The organism is Brachyspira alvinipulli ATCC 51933 (genome assembly GCF_000518245.1).
Taxonomy (GTDB): Bacteria; Spirochaetota; Brachyspiria; order Brachyspirales; family Brachyspiraceae; genus Brachyspira; species Brachyspira alvinipulli.
This window is the reverse complement of sequence record NZ_KI912402.1, coordinates 553,028-571,262: the sequence shown is the minus strand read 5'-3', so window position 1 is coordinate 571,262 and position 18,235 is coordinate 553,028. Positions and strand designations below refer to the sequence as shown.

The following is an 18,235-nucleotide window of genomic DNA, read 5'->3' as shown; positions in this document are numbered from 1 at the left end:
ATCAATGATTCTTTAAGAATTATAACTTTATCTTTAGGATACATTTTATTAAATCATCCAAAGAACATATATTTGATAAATTATCTCTAATAGAACGTGATAATACATTAAAAATGTATGAATTATTATATTTATATAAACATCCCGGATTAATAATTGTATTATCTAAATTTTTGATTATATCTTCAGCCTCATTAGATTTTTTGGAAAAAATAACCCAATCTTTAAACTCTTCTTTATTTTCTAAAGAAATAGATCTATCTATTTTATTTATTATTTTAAAATTTTTTGGCAATAGATTTTTATTTTCATTTATCAAACGTGAATTCATCATATAATCTTGACCAGTTATAAATGTATTATAATTAGATTTATCAATATTATATTTATTCACATCATATACAGCATACAATCCCTTACTAATTTTTGGGCTATTTATTTCTTTCAATTTATTAAACATATTTGGTGTGATATCATCTATTTCATCATTTGAAAGCCTTTGAGGAACATCCAAACATCCTGAACATAATTCACACCAATGCAATTGACTTTCATATTCAGAAACTTCTCTTTTCCACCAATCCTTAGTAATATCCCATCCGCCAGGACCATTAAAAAGCATATCCAAGGAGCCAGCTACTTCACAGAAAAAGGCGCCTTTAGGAGTTATAGTTGCTGACCAAGTATTTTGAATCCAACAAGCATCACGTTTTTTTATCCATTCCTCATCACTAATACCTAATTCCTTTCTTGGCATTAATAAAGCCTGATGCTCGCATATATTATTATGATCATTTAAATTCTGACATTCAAAAGTATCTTGTATAGTTTCATAGTATTTATAATATAAATTATTTAAAGATGACCAAAGACCTGTTTTGCTTTCTGAAAAATAAGTAAAATTTTCGGCTATATAATCAGATATCTTATTTATTGGATATCTTGATGTTTGTAAATTAGCATTATTTAATCTCTTTTTCTTTAGGTAGTCGCAAAATTTTTCAAATTCAGGATGTAATGTAGGTTCTCCTCCTATAATACCTACACATCCTTTATATTCATCTAATGAATCTACAGCTTTTTTAAATGTTTCAAAATCCATAAAAAAATTTTTTTTATGGTGTCCGCAAAATCTAGTACAATTTGAACATCTATGAACACACGCATTAGTTATATCTATTTGTATTACAGTCATTTCTGATATTTTTTTCATCTATATATTTTCCTCATTACTAAATTGGATTACTGATTAAATAAAAAATATTGATATAATTCATATATTATTATATAATTAGCAAAATATCAATACTATTTAACTGGATAATCATGTATATAAAAATCTATGCAAATGATATAATGAAATCAATAATAAGCAGATCATATAACATATGTAAAAATATATCCGAAGAAAAATTATCATACGAGAAAATAGAAAATGGTATAATAATTCCATTTGGAGGAATAGATTCTAAAATTGGCGGAGTATTTAGAGAAAATGGTATGATATCTGAATTATCAAAAAGAGGTGCATCTATAAACGTATATTCACAAAATCAAAATACAAACAATGAAAATATAAATAATGAATTAAATTATGATAATTGGGGAAATGATTTTGATGAGAAAACTATACAAATAATTAATAAAAAAGCAGTATTTATGGGATTAGGGTATGGTCAAGCTCAATATGGTGAAACATTGGGGGAATCTATAGATAGATTATGGTACTTATTAGATAAAGATATTAATGATTATAAAGTAGTATTTATAAGGGAGATTTCTCAAGATTGTACAGATTTATTAAAATTATTTGGCATAAAAAAAGAGAATATCATAATAGCTAAAGAGCCTTTAAAATTTAAAGAAGTTATAGTACCTGAAAAATCATTGAAATTAGATTGGCAAATTAATATAAAATACAAGGATATAATTAATAAAATAAAAGAAAATGTTAATCCGTCAAAATACAAGAAAGTTTATTTTTCTAGAAATAAATTATCTCAAAAAAGAACATTATGCAACGATCCTATAGATAAAACATTCAAAAATAATGGTTATAAAATATTTTATCCAGAAGAATTATCATTATATGAAAAAATATCTATACTAAAAGGTGCTGAATCGTTTGTAGGTTCTGCTGGAACAAATCAATTACATATAGTATTTGCTAATAATAATTTGGAAAATATAATTATTAATAGGAATAACACTGAAAATTATTTTTTTAATTTTGATATTTTAGTTAATTCTAGAACAACAATAATATCTGCAAATAATAATTTTTTACCACCGGCTGTTACCGCAGGACCTTTTTTAATAGGTGCTACAGAATACCTATTTAAATTCTTTGATGACAATAATTTTAAATATAATAAAAAAGATTTTATGTATGGATATAATCAAATCATAGATTATATATTTACTTGGTCAAAGGTATATAAAAGACAATATATAATGTACCCTAAATTTATACTTCGTGATGTAGAAGAAATATCTAAAGATGAGTTATCAGATAAATTAATAGATTTACAACATAATAGTATAAATGAAAGTACTATACCAATAAAAACTTTTCTATTTATAGGTAAAACTACTAAAGTAGGATCTTTTCAAATAGATAATTTTTTTGTAATACAAATATTTGGATTAAATATAATAAATATAAAATTAAATCATGAACTAGATTTAAAAACAAGAATGCTTCATTCTTTAGTAAAATTAATTCCAATATCAAGTTTAAGACAAAAATTAAGAAATAAATTTAATTTACCAACACCGCCTTTTTGGAAAGAAAATGAGGAAATAGCATTTAACAATTTATACAATAAATATAAAAATAAAAAAGATAAATATTAATCTTTTAATATAGATTTAATATTTTCTAAAGATTCTTTGTATAATTTATCTGAGTATTTGAATATATTTATAACTTTATTTTCATATTCTTTATCAGACATATTTATAGCATACTTTATATTTTCAATAAACTCATCATCATTATTATAAATTAAAGAATTATTATTATCTAAACCATATCTGCTAGAAAAAGCTTTATGAACTATAGGTATAATTCCAAAACCATAAACTAATTGAAAGCTTCCGGAAACATCTTCAAAAAATCTTTTATGAGACTCTATATTAGGATCAAGCATAGGCAAAATAAAATCTGACTCTTCTATCATATTATATAATGATACATAATCTAAATAACCTGTAAACTCTACATTATCTTTAATATCATCTATATTTATATTTAAATCTGAAACCCTGCCTGTCAAAATTAACTTAAAATTATTAATACCAGATTTTATAATATTCCTTATAGCATTAATTAATAAATCTATATTTTTTGCACTATGAACTTCCCTTCCAGTCAAAATAAATTTTATAATATCTTTATTTTTATTTTTTGATTTAATTTCTCCAAAATAATGAGGGTTAGCATATTTACATTTACTGCTATTAGGTAAGAGAGTAATAGTATTTTCCTTACATAATCTTAGATTATCGTCTATAATACTATGTTCTACTCCTACAATTTTTTCAATGGGAATATTTATCTTATTATTAATTTCTAAAATATGAGTAACTTTATTCTCTTTATAAAAACCAAGCGAATTAAAAAACAGATATTTATATTTATTTATAATATTATTTTCTAATATTTTATTTATTTCATCAAAAGTCATATAGAATAAATTAATATTATTAAAACAAAATTTATTTAATATTTTATCTCTTACCATATCATAATTTACTATAATATCAACATTATAATTTAACTTTTGAAAATAATTAATAAAACTTGGTATAGTTTCACCGTGACCACTATTTATTTCTATTATTAAAATTGAGTTTTCTTTTATTTTATGTTTAAAAAATAATTTATAATATTTCTTTTTTATAGCTATTTTAATATTAAAAATATTTAATGACTTAAATTTATCATCTATATCAGTTATGCTAAAAATATTATTCATTATCAGCCTTTAATATTCTTATTATACCATTCAATAATACCATTTTTATCAGTTAATGATTTTACATGTTGTAATAAAATATTTCTATCTATTATCTTATTATGTATAAACTCATTAATTATATCTGACAATAATTCTAAATAATGATACGTTTTATTTAATCTATTCATATAAAGAGCAACTTCATATAAATCTATAAAAAAATGAGAAAATAAAGCATTTAAATATAGAACATAACTTTCAAAATGATTCTTCACCAAATAATTATTAATATCAAGAAAAACATCTTTTATATCTGTAAAATATTTATCATTTTTTATTGAAGAATTCGTAATTGATGTATTTCTATTGTATGTATAAAAATATAAGTTTAATGGAATATACAAAAGACTCTTAGCATGTAGAAATATCTTAAAATTATATGTTATATCATCTGCTCTATTTCTATTTATGATACTATCAGAATCTAATTTTTCTAATAACTCTTTTTTATATAGTTTAGTCCATAATCCCATATCTAATGGATTATTTTTTGAAGAATAAAACTCTAAAACATATTTCCCATAAATGGCTGTATAAGGAGTATATCCTATATTTGAATCTCTAAATGTCATATCATCCACATTAAACATATTATAACTATAGCATACTATATCAACATTATTCTTTATCATCTCATAAAAACTTATTTCATAAAGATTTAAAGATAAAAAATCATCCCCATCTATAAAAGATATAGCATAGCCTTTTGCTATAGATAAACCAACCATCCTAGATTTACCCGCACCAAGATTAATATCATTTTTAATATATTTTATTCTCTTGTCTTTATCAGCATATTCATTGCATACTTTATCATCCTCTTCCAAAGGAGAACAATCATTAACTAATATAATTTCTATATTTTTTAAACTCTGATTTATAACAGTTTCTAAACATTGAACTAAATATCTTCTTCCTAAATTATAAACTGTTATAATTACAGAAACAAAAGGTTTTCTGCTATCTAAATTTGCTATATACTCTTTTGTTAAATTTTGATATGAACATGATGAAACTAAATTATTTAAAATAGTATTTTCTTTTTTTAGTTTTTCTATCTTTTCATCTAATTGTTTTAACTTTAATCTATTTGGTTTTGTAGTAATAGAAATACCAAAAATTTTTCTATTACAATTTATACCTTCATCTCTCTTAGAAAATAAAAATTTAAACATAAAAACTCTAAAAATCAAATATTTTCACATTATAATATTAATCATTATATTTGTCAATTAATCATTTTATTCTAATTTTCAAACCAAGAATTCTAATAAAAACTTTTTTGATATTATTTTCTTTTTCTTCTTGAATAGAAAATAATCCTCTCAATATATTACTTATAGTTATAACTAATGGTTCATAATAACATTTATTATTTTGCAAGTTCACATTAATTCCAAACAATCTTATAGAAGTATTATATCCATTAACTATTACAGAAAAGAAATAAGGAAGAAGTTTTTTATTAATTTTTTCTAATTTTTCTTTTTTATTCAAATAGTATTTATTTTTTAATACGCATTCATTATATTCATCTATAAAATCTTGAGAAAAATAAGAATTCAAAACTTCTATATAATCAGAATTATTTTTATCAATTTTATTTTTTATAAACTCATAATGTCTATATGATAAAAATAAAAACTCATAGTAGTATAATTTATCTTTTTTTATACTGCATAGAAAATTATATAAAGTATCAAGAGAATATCTCAAATCACTGCATATAGTTTGATATTTATCTAAACTTAATTCATCAGATGATTTATTACTCACACTTACATTGCAACGATATTTATAAAGTTTCTTATCTATAGCTTTATATGATTTTGCAAAATAAAAAGCAATTACACCTTGAAGCATATCCTCAGAAAATACACATTTTTTATCTTTTATATATTTAAAAGCCTCAACCATTATTTCTCTTTTAAAAATTTTCGCACATATTGTACTTGCGATATTAACTAGAAGTATTTCATTAAATAAATAATTTTCATCAATTACACTTAGTTTTGTAGAACTATACCTCTCAATTTCTTTCTTCTGTTTTTTATCATCTGTTATAGCTAACATATCAAAATGTATTACATCATATTCTTTATCTTGTAAAATATTAACTACTTCTTCAAATGTATTTAACTCAAGCTCATCATCAGAATCAATATATGTAACATACTTTGAACTAGATTTTAAAGTACCATTTTTCCTAGCAACTAAAGGACCGCTGTTTACTTCGTTTTCAATATATATTATTCTATTATCTTTTTCTTTATAAGATTCTATAATTTGTTTAGAATTATCAGTTGAACAATCATTAACTACAATAATTTCTATATCTTTAAAAGTTTGATTTACTAAACTATTCAGACATTTAGAAATATATTTTTCAGTATTATATACTGGTATTATAATGGAAAATAAAGACATATAAAACTCTCAATCATAATTTGAAATATTATATCATAAATATACAAAACAACAAATTATAATTTGACTTTTATAAAAAGTATTTTAATATACTTATCATTTTTATTATCAGTATTAATAGAAAATATATTTTTTAATAAAGAATTAAAAGATATTATTTTAGGTTCTTTTAAACATTTATTATTTTTTAAATTTATTTTTATACCCAAAATTTTTATATTGATATAATACTCATACATTATAATAGAAAAAAAGTATGGAGTAAGTTTATTAATAATATTTTTTTCTTTTTGTATTTTTAAATCTTCGTATTCTTTTAAATTCAAATACATATTAATAATATTCACATCAAAATAACTTTCTAATACATCTATAAATTTATTTTTATTTTCATTGTTTACTATTTTTTCTTTTAAGAATCGATACTGATTATAGTATATAGTATAATAATAAAATCCATACAATAATTCAGCACCTTGCTTTTTTAAAAATGAAAGAAACTCATTACATGCTATGGAAGAACCCTTACATAAAATATCATATTTTTCTACTGACATTAAACTACTATCTCGATTACTACTACTTTCCCCTATACTTATATGGTAAATATATAATTTATTATTTATAGCAGAATAACTTGATGCAAAATAAATTGTTATTAAAAATTGAAGCATATCTTCAGCATTATTTAATCTTACATCAGGTATATAATCAAGAGATTTTTTTATCAATTCATTTTTGTATGCCTTTCCACACATATTATGCGGTAATTTTTCTTGTGCAACCTCATAAAATAAATATTTTTCATTAATCAAATTTCTTGAAGATGAAAGATACCATTCAACTTTATTAACTGCTTTTGTTTTTTCTTTTGCACTAATATTTAAATTATCATCTAGCACAGCTTCAGCAGAAAAATGTATAATATCAACTTCTATTTTTTTGTATTCATCATATATAAGCTGACATGCATTAATATACAATTCATCATCAGAATCAAGATAAGTAATATATTTTCCATTAGCATTTATACTTCCTGTTTTTCTTGAAGCTAATGTACCTTTATTAATATCATGCTTAATATAAACTATTCTTTCATCATTATATTCTTTTACTATTTCATTACAATTTTTTGGAGAACAATCATTAACTATTATTATTTCTATATCTTTAAAAGTCTGATTAACAACACTGTCTAAACATCTTTTTAAATATTGTTCAGTATTGTAAACAGGTACTATTATAGATATAAAAGGTTCTCTATTATCCATAAATTACTCTCTAAACTGCAATGAATATAAATATTGGTATTTTCCGCCTTTGCTCATTAATTCTTCATGTGTACCAGATTCTATTATTTTACCATCTTCAACAACACAAATATATGTAGCATTTTTTATAGTAGAAAGCCTATGAGCAATAACAAATGTAGTTTGAAGATTGATAATCTCATTTAATGCCTTTTGTACATACATTTCACTTTCAGTATCCAAAGCACTAGTAGCTTCATCAAGAATTAGTATAGAAGGCTTCCTCAACACTGCTCTAGCTAATGCAATACGCTGACGCTGACCTCCGGAAAGCATTATACCTCTAGGTCCGATATGTGTATCATAACCATTAGGAAGCTTCAATATAAACTCATCAGCATGTGCTATTTTTGCAGCTCTTATCATATCATCATCAGTAGCATTAGTATCACCGTATATTATATTATCCCTAACAGTTCCATAAAATAAAATATTTTCCTGAGATACTACACCTATATGCTGTCTTAAACTTCTAGTATTTATTTCTCTATAATCTATATCATCAAATAATATCTGTCCGGATGAAGGAATAAATAATTTAGGTATCAATGTAACTAATGTAGTTTTTCCTCCGCCTGAATTACCAACAAAAGCAATTATATCACCTTTTTTAACTTTAAAACTAACAGGTCCTAATTTAAATGGTTCTTCCTTACCGCGTTTAGGATATTCAAATTCAACATCTTTAAACTCTATAGACTTTTCTATAGGATTCATTGGCATTTTAGTCTTATCATCAACTTCTTCTTGAGGTAAATCCATTATTTGAAACACTCTTTTACCTACTACTTTAGTTGTTTGCAAACCAACAAAAAGACCGGATAAATCTCTTACCGGAGTAGAAATATTAAGCATATAAAGTAAAAATCCCCATAAAAACTCAAAAGGCATCTCACCATTAAATACCAAATATCCACCATAGGCTAAAATAAGAAGCATAGCAACTATCATTATAAGCTCAACTAATGGTCTATTCAATACAGAAATCATTGTCATTTTTCTTGAATAATCTATTATCTCATTATTATATTTAATATATCTGTCAACTTCCACATCTTCTTTAGAGAATATCTTTATAACTTCAATACCTCTCATATTCTCCTGCATTATACCGCCCATATTAGCAGTCATCTCCTGAGACTTAGCAATTCTAGGTTTTATAAGTTTTGATATCATATCTGTACCTATAGCTATTAACGGACTTGCTATCAAACATACTAATGTGAGTTTAGCATTCAAGAAAAATAATACAGCTAATGTAAGTATTAAAGTTAAAGGTATAGTAATCATATTTGGAAAAGTACCAGTAACAAAGCTCGATATAACACTTCCTTCATTTATACGTGCTAATATAGTACCTTCTCTTTCCTGCTTAAAGTATCCTATATCAGTATTCAATACAGACTTTAGCATATCAGCTTGTACATCCCTATTTATTGCCTGTGTACAAAAACCAAATAAAAATGATTTTAAATAATCCAATCCTACTCTTAATACAACATATACTAATCCTATTATTATTACAGCAGTGAATTGTAAAAGTAAATTGGCATTTAATATACTGCCTGTATTCATGGCATTACCAACTAAAGCCTTTGCATCTATTTCAAATAATTTCTGCAAAATAGGTATTCTTTCTACAAGCTGAGCAGATTTACCTCCTGTAAGAGCTATAGCCATTTGACCAAAAAAAGGAGGAAGTATGTTTATAATAGTGTACACAAGACTGATTAGCAAAGGTATAAAATATAATCCTTTTTGTCTTACAGCATACTTAAACATTCTTCTATATACATGTTTTTCTTCTGAAGAATAATATTTATCTATATGTATATCACTTCTTGCTGTTTCATGAAGACCTTTTTGTTCTTCTTTTTTCTTGAAAAATTCTTTTATTTGCTTAATCATTAATAAAAATCCTAATCATTGTTATGCATTATTCTATAGCATAAAATTTTATATTTCAATACTCTACTAAATTTTCACCATACTCTAAACGCAATTTTCTATCAGCCATATCAGCAATAGATTGAGAATGCGTAACTATGATTAAAGAAGCATTACTTTGTCTAGTCATATTCCATAGTAATTCTCTAACCATTTCAGCATTTTTTTTATCTAAGTTTCCAGTAGGCTCATCAGCTAAAACAACACTTGGTTTATTTATTAAAGCCCTGGCAATAGCAACTCTTTGTGATTCTCCCCCTGAAAGCTCACCTATTCTATGCTCCATTCTATCTTTTAAACCTACTATTTCAAGCAATGCTTCCGCTTTCTGTCTTGCTTCTTTCTTATTATATTTAAACATTAATGATGGTATCATAACATTTTCTATAGCACTAAACTCTCCAAGCAGATTATGAAACTGAAAAACATAACCAAGAGAACTGTTTCTAAAATGTGCTAATTGTCCCTCATTCATCTTTCCAATATTGTTGCCTGCAATATTTATACTGCCTTCCGTTATATCATCTATTCCGCCTATTAAATTTAAAAGTGTAGTTTTACCGCTTCCTGACTCTCCTGTAATTGCAAGTATCTCATTTTTATAAATATCTAAATTCAAAGATTTTAAAACTTCTACTTTTGGAGGACCAATATATGTCTTTTTTAAATTTTCTATTTTTATTAAAACTTCTTTATTATTACTCATATCTTAATACCTCCGCAGGTTTATATCTGCTTGCAATATAAGCCGGTATTATAGCAAATAAAACAGAAAGTAAGAATGAAATACTAGCAACCATTATAACCTGTGAAGCATGTATTATAGAAGGAAGTCCACCGCTTACATAATATATATCAGAAGGAAAGAAGTCTGGAACTATTGGAATTGATATTGCACTGCTTAATTTTGAAGGTATAAACCAAATAATATTAACTATTACTTGAAGTATAATCCTTATTCCCTCCAATGCCTCATTAACATAACTTGCTAGAAGAATACCGAATATAACTCCAAGCACAGTACCGATTATTCCTATTATAGCTCCTTCCAAAAAGAAAACTTTGGCTACATTAGAAGGTCTTAATCCTAAAGTTTTTATTATAGCAATATCACGCCTTTTATCCTTTACAAATATTATCTGACTTGACGCAATATTTAATGCCGCAATTAATATAATAAATGAAAGAATTAAAGCAAGCATTAATTTTTCTGTATGCAAAGCCTGAAAGAAATTTCTATCAAAAAGCATCCAAGGCATAACATTATAAAATTCTTTTAAATCAGTATCAATCTTTTTTGCTACTTTATCCGCATCAAAAAAATTTTTTACCTTAACAGCAACTCCAGTAACAGCATTATCATAACCAACCATGGCTTGACCAGTAGAAAGAGGGACTATTACCATTCTGCTGTCATATTCATAATAGCCTGTTTTATATATACCCTTAATAGTGAAAGTTGTTTTCTGAGGCTTAAATCCCCTATCAAAACTTCCTGAAGCTGAAATTATATCAATAGTATCTCCAACCGATAAAGCATAATCTTTTGCCATTTCTGAACCTATTAATGCTTCATTAGTTTTCATATCTTTATTATTTCCTTCAACAAAATTAAAATATTTAATAAAATCTTTATCCGTACTAAATATATTATCCTCAAATGAACGTACTGTTATAAGTATAGTAAAATTGTAGGAACGCATTATACAAGGAAGAACAATATAAGGATAAGCACTAGTGATTTCTTTATTATCTATTATATTATCAACAACGTATTTATAATCTGTAAGCGGCTGATCACTGTAAGCACTTATATTTATATGTGCTCTCATTCCAAGTATTTTATCTCTTATATCATCCTGAAAACCATTCATAACAGAAAGAACTGTGATCATCACCATATCGCCTACTAATATACCAAGCACACATATAATAGTGATTATTGAAACAAATGAAAATTTCTTTTTGGCCCTTAAATATCTAACGCCAAGCATTAATTCTAATCTCAAAGCATCTCCTTAATATATAAAGAATTAAATGACTAGAATATTATATATTATATATAATTAAATTTAAACCTAATTTTATTAAACTTGAATAATTTTATCATAATGTTAATATATTGTATATTACTATTGGATTATAAAATGGATGAAGCAAAAAAAGTAAAACAACCAAAATTAACTCTCAAAGAAAGATATAATGATGAGTTTTTAGAAAAGGCTGAACTTAGGAGAAAAGCTTTACAATACACAAGAATGCATGTAGGTCAAATAAATAATGACCGATTAGAACACATGTTAAAACTGCTTTATCAAGTTCATCAGAATTATTATTTCGGATATTTTGAGGCTAGCTGTACTCTAGTAGGAAGTATGTTTGAGCAGTCTCTTATGATTTTATTGGAAGAAAAAATGAAAGAAGATGGATTTATATCCATATATAGATATAATAATGGAAAAAGATATGAAGAAAAAATTACTAATGTAGAGGATTTGGCACAGTGCAATATAGGAATTTTAATATCTATAGTTAACAATTATAAAATGCTTCCAAGAGAAGAATATAATTTAGCTAAAACTCTTCAATGTGTAAGAAACTGCATAGTACATGATATGCTTCCTGATTTTCATATAAAAGGAAAATATTATGAAGCAGAATTAAAAATTAATCTAAGTTCAAATATAAAAAAGAATATACAAATTCCAATAGATGAAATAAAAACTTATACAATAGGACAAACCTCAATAGAATTATGGTCATATTTTTTATTAACAAGAACAAGAAAATTAATAGAATTCTTATTTAAAGATAGAGTTAAAAAATTCCCACCAGATTTTTTAAATTAAAAAAAAAGCAGCTCTAATAACTTAGACCTGCTTTTATAAAGAGAATATTAATTAATTTTTAAGAGCCTTTAATTTATTTTTCAAAGTTTTATTTTTAGAATACAAATCGTAAATAACCGCTATAGCAATAATAGCACCTCTTATTATCTGCTGTATATAAGAGTCAACACCAATAAGAGTCATAATATTATCCAAAAATCCAACTATAAAAGCACCAGCTATAGTTCCTTGAGCAGTACCTAAACCGCCTGAAAAACTTGTTCCGCCTATAACAGCAGCAGTTAAAGCTTTTAACTCATAGCTTACAGCACCATTAGGAAGACCTACGTTATTTCTTGACATAAATAATACACCGGCAAATCCTACAAATATACCATTTATAATAAATACTTCTATTTTGGATCTATTAACATTTATTCCAGATGCAATAGCAGCCTCTTCATTACCTCCTATGGCATATAAAGCTCTTCCCAATTTTTTATGGGTAAGTATATACCAAGTAATAACAACGAATAATATTAAAAATAATACAGATATAGGTATTCCGCCTGGTAATGTACCTTGACCTAATATAGTATAATCTCCTATTTGATATATATTTTGTCCTGCTGTATATTTTAATGCTGCTCCTCTTGCCATAGTAAGCATAGCCAATGTAGCAATAAATGGAGGAACTTTAAATCTAGTTATCATTATACCATTTATTAAATTACATATAACACCAATAACTATAGCAACAAGTATAGCTAAAATCATATTATTAGTTGCTTTATATGAAGCTACAGATAAAACACCTGCCAAAGCAAGAACACTTCCGCATGATAAGTCTATCATTCCTGATATGATAAGCATAGTAGCACCGCATGCTAAAATAGTAGTTACAGCTAATTGGCTTGAAATATTACTAAAATTGGCAAAAGTTAAGAAATTGCTATTTAAAAATGATGATACTATTATCATTATTAAAAGTATAAAATATATGCTGTATTTACTCATCATTTCACTATATATCTTTTTTATATCAACTTTCATTTCTATCTCCTAATTTATTTTTATTATATTTTTTTATTACATTGTAATAGTACCTGTTGCCAATTTCATTATAGTTTCTTGAGAAAACTCATCTCTATTGAGCATTCCAGCTATACTTCCTTTGCACATAACATATATTCTGTCACACATACCTATAAGCTCTGGAAGTTCTGAAGATACCACTATTAATGTTTTGCCTTCTTTTACTAAATCTGTCATTAATTTATATATTTCAAATTTAGCTCCGACATCTATACCTCTAGTTGGTTCATCCATTATTAATATATCTGGAGATTCTAATATCCATCTTGCAAGCAATACTTTTTGCTGATTTCCTCCAGAAAGTGTATCTATACTAACTTCATAAGAAGCTGTTTTTACATTCATCTTCTCACAATATTTTGTAACTTCTTTATTTTCATTTCCTTTATGCCAAAATTGATTATAGAAAAATTTTCCTAAACTAGCTAAAGAAACATTTTCTCTAACACTTCTGCATGGAATTATACCAAATCTTCTTCTGTCTTCTGAAAGCATTGCAATACCATTATTAATGCCGTCTGATACACTATTTATGTTTTTAACTTCACCTTTAATCTTTATTTCACCAGAAGAATGTTTATCTATACCAAATATAGTTCTTACAAGCTCAGTTCTTTTAGCACCCATAAGACCAGCAAAACCCACTATTTCACCCTTTCTTGCATAAAAACTGCATTTATTAAATACATTTTCAGAATATAGATCTTTAACTTCTAAAACATTTTCTCCTAATTCTATTGTTTCTTTAGGATAGTTATTTCCAAGTTTTCTACCTACCATTAATGATATGACCTTATCTATATCAAAATTTTCTGCTTTGTCTGTAAGTATAGTTTCACCATCTCTTAATATAGTAATGTCATCAGCAATTTTAAAAATTTCATCCATTTTATGAGATATATAAATTATAGAAGCACCTCTTGATTTAAGCTCAGCTATTTTATCAAATAATCTATCAACTTCTTTATTAGTAATAGCTGAAGTAGGCTCATCCATAATAAATATATTAGCATTATTAGCTATTGATTTAATAATTTCCAACATTTGAACATCAGATACAGTCAATTCTTTTAATTTTGTAGTAGGAGAATAATTTAAACCTTCTTTTTTCAATATATCAACAACATCTTTTCTTATCTTTTTCCAATTTACAGTTCCAAAAGAAGTCATAGGCCAATCACCTAAAACAAGACTTTCTTCAACTGTCATCTCAGGAACATAATTAAGCTCTTGGAATATCATTGATATACCTAATTTTCTAGCCTGTATCGGATTTTTTATTTGCACTGCTTTTCCGTCTATCTCTATACCGCCAATATCAGCTTTATATATACCATTAATTATTTTCATTAATGTAGACTTTCCAGCACCATTCTCACCACATAATACATGCACGGTACCTTTTCTTACAGCCAAATTAATATCTTTTAAAGCCTGCACACCTGGAAAAGACTTATATACATGAGAAACTTTTAATCTATATTCTTCTTCCATATTATATAACCTTTATAAATATTCTAAAATAGTTTTATTAAAAGCGGAGATTGTTTATTCAACATATCTCCACTTTTTAATATTTTAAGATAGCTAAAAACAAATACAAATATTAACTTATAGCACCTGTTTTCTTATACATCTCTATATACTGATCAACATTTTCTTTAGTAACTAAAGGATTGTCAATATCAGTATCTATTTGAGTAGATTCTTTATTTACAAGTTTATTTACAGTATCAAGTATTTTAGCTGATAAATCATAAGCACTTTGCATACAAGTAGAAGTCATTTTTCCTTCTTTGATTAAAAGACAAGCTTCAGCAGTACCATCTACACCATATACTAACATATTATCAAATTTAGGATTTCCTTTAGTAGCTTCTAAAGCACCAGCAGCCATGTTATCATTCATAGATATAACAGCATCAATTTTATCATTAGCCTGTATCCAAGTTTCCATAAAGCTCAAAGCTTCATCTTTGTTCCAGTTAGCAATTTGTTCTCCAACAATTTTTACATCTGGGCGTTTATCAAAGAATTCTACTTGCCAGCTTCTTCTTCTTTCATCAGCATGGAAGTTACCAGGAGGGCCGTTTAACACTACAACATTAGCACCTTGAGGTATTTGGTCTAAAGCAGCAACAGCATTAACAGCTGCCTGTTTGTAAGGATCAGCATCTACAGAAGAAGCACCTTCTATTCCAGCTATTCTAGCATTTGTAGTGATACAGATTATACCAGCAGCTACAACTTTTTCAGCATAAGGTCTTTGAGCTTCTCCATTATTAGGCTGTATTATGATTACATCATATTTATTGATAATAGCATTTTCAATTAAGCTATTTTCAACGTCATCATTAGCTTGTCCATCAAATACATCAATAATGATATTAGGATATTTAGCTGCTTCTTCTTTAATAGAATTAGCTAACCAAGCAGCAAATGAATCTGCTTGAGCTCTTGCTATATAAGCTACTCTGATTTTTCCTTCTGCATCAGCTGCGGAAGTACCCTGTTCGCTTGTTTTGTTGTTACAACCAGATACAGCAAATAATACCATAGTCATAAAAGCAAAAAGCGACAATAACTTTTTGTTCATAATAGTATCTCCTTAAAAATTAATTAATTTATTAAATATAAATTTAATACCAAAATAATTAAAAACAACAATATCCGCCATCTACTATAACATCGCTTCCTGTAGTATATCCAGAAGCATTGCTTGCTAGATAAAGAATAGGAGGTATTAATTCCTCAGGCTTACCCATTCTATGCATAGGTATTAAAGGCATCCAAGCATCTTTAAGTTCCTTAGGAGTATCTACAGACATAGGAGTTGCTATATATCCAGGGCTTATACTATTAACTCTTATACCAGTTTCTGCCCATTCCATAGCCAATGATTTTGTCATATGTATAACTCCAGCTTTTGAAGCATTATATGAACATTGCCACTGAGGTATATTAACTATAGTACCAGACATAGAAGCCATATTGATAATACTTCCATTTATTTTTCTATCGAGCATTATTTTTCCTACCGCTCTAGCCATAATAAATTGTCCGGTTAAATTAACATCAATTACTTTTCTAAATTCTTCTATAGAAGATTCAATTGTTGATTTATGTATACATATACCAGCATTATTAAATAATACATCTATAGAATTAGACTTATTTAGAATTTCTTTCAAAGCCTCATCTACATTTTTTTCATTAGTAACATCACATTTTATATGATAACATTTTCCGCCATTATCACTTATTAATTTAATTGTTTCATCAGCATTAGAACGTGAAAGTATTACTACCTCAGCTCCTGCTTTTGCCATACCTAAAGCTACAACCTGACCTATACCAGTACCGCCGCCTGTTACGATTGCAACCTTACCTTTTAAAGAAAATAATTCATCTAAATAGCTCATATTACAACCTTACATTTTAATAACTGTTTTTACAATATTAGCTTTATCATTTACACTGTCATCTAAAGCTTTTTGTAAATCTTTGAAATCATAAGTATTAGTAACTATATTTTTGATATTAACAGCACCGCTTTCAACAGCATCTATTGATAATGGGAATATATGTCTGTATCTGAATACTGTTTTGAATGTTAATTCTTTATCTAAAGACATACCAACATTCATATTAATCATTCCTGTTTTACTATATCCAACTAAAACTATAGTAGAACCTTTTTTAGCAAACTCTATAGCTTGATTTGTTGTAGATTCAACACCAGCTGTTTCTATAGTAAGGTCACTTCCTTTTCCTTCTGTTATCTCATAAACTCTTTTTACTACATCTTCTTTTGAAGCATCTATTACACCTGTAGCACCTAATTCTAATGCCTTATCTAAACGTTTTTTAATAACATCTATAACATAAACTTTAGAAACTCCACAAGCCTTTAAAGAAAGCATAGAACATAATCCTATACAACCTGAACCTGTAACAAAAGCAACTTCCCCTATTTTAGCATCTCCCTGTCTTGCAGCATGCATACCAACTGATAAAGGTTCTATTAATGCACCTTCCATTGTTGATAAATTATTAGGTAATTTAAATGATAAATTTTCAGGATGTGTTACATACTCTTGAAATACTCCGTCAACTGGAGGTGTAGCAAAGAATACTACATCAGGACATAAATTGTATCTTCCTGTTCTGCAGAATTCACATTCACCACATGTTTTACCAGGTTCCAATGCAACTCTATCTCCAACTTTTAAATGCTTAACTTTATTACCTATCTCTACAACTGTACCGCTGCATTCATGTCCTAATACAAATGGTGTTTTAACTATGAAATTACCTATAGCACCATGTTCATAATAATGCAAATCAGAACCGCAAACACCAATGTACTCAAGTTTAACTAAAACTTCATTATCTTTTGGTTTTGGTATATCACGTTCTGTAAAATCTATCTTTTTTAAATCTGTCATTATAGCGACTTTCATTTTACCATCCATACTTATACTCCATATTAAATGATTTATTTAATAAAAATACTTTTATAAATTATTTTTATTAAAGTGTTTTACGTAATAAAGTATAATCACAAAATATATCATTGTCAAGTATTTTTATATTATTTAAAAAA

The 18,235-nt window shown here is 26.2% G+C and carries 15 protein-coding genes; 2 read left to right on the top strand and 13 right to left on the bottom strand.

Annotation, left to right across the window (positions count from 1 at the left end; genetic code table 11):
• Positions 1-19: 19 nt before the first annotated feature.
• The gene (locus T324_RS16985; RefSeq protein WP_051436813.1) at positions 20-1,213 is read right to left on the bottom strand and encodes a radical SAM protein; all 1,194 of its coding nucleotides are present in this window, start codon (positions 1,211-1,213) and stop codon (positions 20-22) included.
• Between the two features lie 113 nt (positions 1,214-1,326).
• Between T324_RS16985 and T324_RS0107490 the strand changes: the two genes are divergently transcribed.
• Positions 1,327-2,856 (top strand): glycosyltransferase 61 family protein, encoded by a 1,530-nt coding sequence (locus T324_RS0107490; protein ID WP_028329674.1) that lies wholly within the window; start codon positions 1,327-1,329, stop codon positions 2,854-2,856.
• Here T324_RS0107490 and T324_RS0107485 read toward each other — a convergent pair.
• The 7 genes from T324_RS0107485 to T324_RS0107455 form a co-directional block, all read right to left on the bottom strand.
• Positions 2,853-3,980, bottom strand: coding sequence for a glycosyltransferase (locus T324_RS0107485; protein ID WP_028329673.1), 1,128 nt, complete (start codon positions 3,978-3,980; stop codon positions 2,853-2,855). The two genes, T324_RS0107490 and T324_RS0107485, sit on opposite strands and share 4 nt — an antisense overlap.
• A gap of 2 nt (positions 3,981-3,982) precedes the next feature.
• Positions 3,983-5,197, bottom strand: a complete 1,215-nt coding sequence (locus tag T324_RS17725; RefSeq protein WP_028329672.1) for a glycosyltransferase family 2 protein — start codon at positions 5,195-5,197, stop codon at positions 3,983-3,985.
• Between the two features lie 61 nt (positions 5,198-5,258).
• Positions 5,259-6,449, bottom strand: coding sequence for a glycosyltransferase family 2 protein (locus T324_RS16975; protein ID WP_051436812.1), 1,191 nt, complete (start codon positions 6,447-6,449; stop codon positions 5,259-5,261).
• Between the two features lie 56 nt (positions 6,450-6,505).
• Positions 6,506-7,720: a glycosyltransferase family 2 protein gene (locus T324_RS0107470; protein ID WP_028329671.1), complete on the bottom strand. Its 1,215-nt coding sequence runs from the start codon at positions 7,718-7,720 to the stop codon at positions 6,506-6,508.
• Between the two features lie 3 nt (positions 7,721-7,723).
• A complete protein-coding gene (locus T324_RS0107465) occupies positions 7,724-9,667 on the bottom strand; it encodes an ABC transporter ATP-binding protein (protein WP_028329670.1) in 1,944 nt (647 codons plus the stop codon).
• A 55-nt stretch (positions 9,668-9,722) separates the two neighbouring features.
• Positions 9,723-10,412, bottom strand: a complete 690-nt coding sequence (locus tag T324_RS0107460; RefSeq protein ID WP_028329669.1) for an ABC transporter ATP-binding protein — start codon at positions 10,410-10,412, stop codon at positions 9,723-9,725.
• The gene (locus T324_RS0107455) at positions 10,405-11,700 is read right to left on the bottom strand and encodes an ABC transporter permease (RefSeq protein WP_038375119.1); all 1,296 of its coding nucleotides are present in this window, start codon (positions 11,698-11,700) and stop codon (positions 10,405-10,407) included. The genes T324_RS0107460 and T324_RS0107455 overlap by 8 nt, the downstream gene beginning before the upstream one ends.
• 153 nt (positions 11,701-11,853) lie before the next feature.
• Here T324_RS0107455 and T324_RS0107450 point away from each other — a divergent pair, with 153 nt between their 5' ends.
• Positions 11,854-12,555, top strand: a complete 702-nt coding sequence (locus T324_RS0107450; protein ID WP_028329667.1) for a hypothetical protein — start codon at positions 11,854-11,856, stop codon at positions 12,553-12,555.
• 51 nt (positions 12,556-12,606) lie between these two features.
• Here the strand turns inward: T324_RS0107450 and T324_RS0107445 are convergent, their stop codons facing one another.
• The 5 genes from T324_RS0107445 to T324_RS0107425 form a co-directional block, all read right to left on the bottom strand.
• Positions 12,607-13,587 (bottom strand): ABC transporter permease, encoded by a 981-nt coding sequence (locus tag T324_RS0107445; protein WP_028329666.1) that lies wholly within the window; start codon positions 13,585-13,587, stop codon positions 12,607-12,609.
• Between the two features lie 36 nt (positions 13,588-13,623).
• Positions 13,624-15,123 (bottom strand): sugar ABC transporter ATP-binding protein, encoded by a 1,500-nt coding sequence (locus T324_RS0107440; protein ID WP_028329665.1) that lies wholly within the window; start codon positions 15,121-15,123, stop codon positions 13,624-13,626.
• A gap of 112 nt (positions 15,124-15,235) precedes the next feature.
• On the bottom strand, positions 15,236-16,225 hold the full coding sequence (locus T324_RS0107435) for a sugar ABC transporter substrate-binding protein (RefSeq protein ID WP_028329664.1): 990 nt from the start codon (positions 16,223-16,225) through the stop codon (positions 15,236-15,238).
• A 58-nt stretch (positions 16,226-16,283) separates the two neighbouring features.
• Positions 16,284-17,051 (bottom strand): SDR family oxidoreductase, encoded by a 768-nt coding sequence (locus T324_RS0107430; RefSeq protein WP_028329663.1) that lies wholly within the window; start codon positions 17,049-17,051, stop codon positions 16,284-16,286.
• Positions 17,052-17,060: 9 nt separating this feature from the next.
• Positions 17,061-18,104 carry an NAD(P)-dependent alcohol dehydrogenase gene (locus T324_RS0107425; RefSeq protein ID WP_028329662.1) on the bottom strand — a complete coding sequence of 348 codons (1,044 nt, stop codon included), beginning with the start codon at positions 18,102-18,104 and terminating at the stop codon, positions 17,061-17,063.
• Between the last annotated feature and the right edge of the window lie 131 nt (positions 18,105-18,235).

Excerpts from the sequence above, each read along its gene's own strand:
- T324_RS16985 (WP_051436813.1), bottom strand. The coding sequence starts at position 1,213 with ATGAAAAAAATATCAGAAATGACTGTAATACAAATAGATATAACTAAT.
- T324_RS0107490 (WP_028329674.1), top strand. The coding sequence starts at position 1,327 with ATGTATATAAAAATCTATGCAAATGATATAATGAAATCAATAATAAGC.
- T324_RS0107485 (WP_028329673.1), bottom strand. The coding sequence starts at position 3,980 with ATGAATAATATTTTTAGCATAACTGATATAGATGATAAATTTAAGTCA.
- T324_RS17725 (WP_028329672.1), bottom strand. The coding sequence starts at position 5,197 with ATGTTTAAATTTTTATTTTCTAAGAGAGATGAAGGTATAAATTGTAAT.
- T324_RS16975 (WP_051436812.1), bottom strand. The coding sequence starts at position 6,449 with ATGTCTTTATTTTCCATTATAATACCAGTATATAATACTGAAAAATAT.
- T324_RS0107470 (WP_028329671.1), bottom strand. The coding sequence starts at position 7,720 with ATGGATAATAGAGAACCTTTTATATCTATAATAGTACCTGTTTACAAT.
- T324_RS0107465 (WP_028329670.1), bottom strand. The coding sequence starts at position 9,667 with ATGATTAAGCAAATAAAAGAATTTTTCAAGAAAAAAGAAGAACAAAAA.
- T324_RS0107460 (WP_028329669.1), bottom strand. The coding sequence starts at position 10,412 with ATGAGTAATAATAAAGAAGTTTTAATAAAAATAGAAAATTTAAAAAAG.
- T324_RS0107455 (WP_038375119.1), bottom strand. The coding sequence starts at position 11,700 with ATGCTTGGCGTTAGATATTTAAGGGCCAAAAAGAAATTTTCATTTGTT.
- T324_RS0107450 (WP_028329667.1), top strand. The coding sequence starts at position 11,854 with ATGGATGAAGCAAAAAAAGTAAAACAACCAAAATTAACTCTCAAAGAA.
- T324_RS0107445 (WP_028329666.1), bottom strand. The coding sequence starts at position 13,587 with ATGAAAGTTGATATAAAAAAGATATATAGTGAAATGATGAGTAAATAC.
- T324_RS0107440 (WP_028329665.1), bottom strand. The coding sequence starts at position 15,123 with ATGGAAGAAGAATATAGATTAAAAGTTTCTCATGTATATAAGTCTTTT.
- T324_RS0107435 (WP_028329664.1), bottom strand. The coding sequence starts at position 16,225 with ATGAACAAAAAGTTATTGTCGCTTTTTGCTTTTATGACTATGGTATTA.
- T324_RS0107430 (WP_028329663.1), bottom strand. The coding sequence starts at position 17,051 with ATGAGCTATTTAGATGAATTATTTTCTTTAAAAGGTAAGGTTGCAATC.
- T324_RS0107425 (WP_028329662.1), bottom strand. The coding sequence starts at position 18,104 with ATGGATGGTAAAATGAAAGTCGCTATAATGACAGATTTAAAAAAGATA.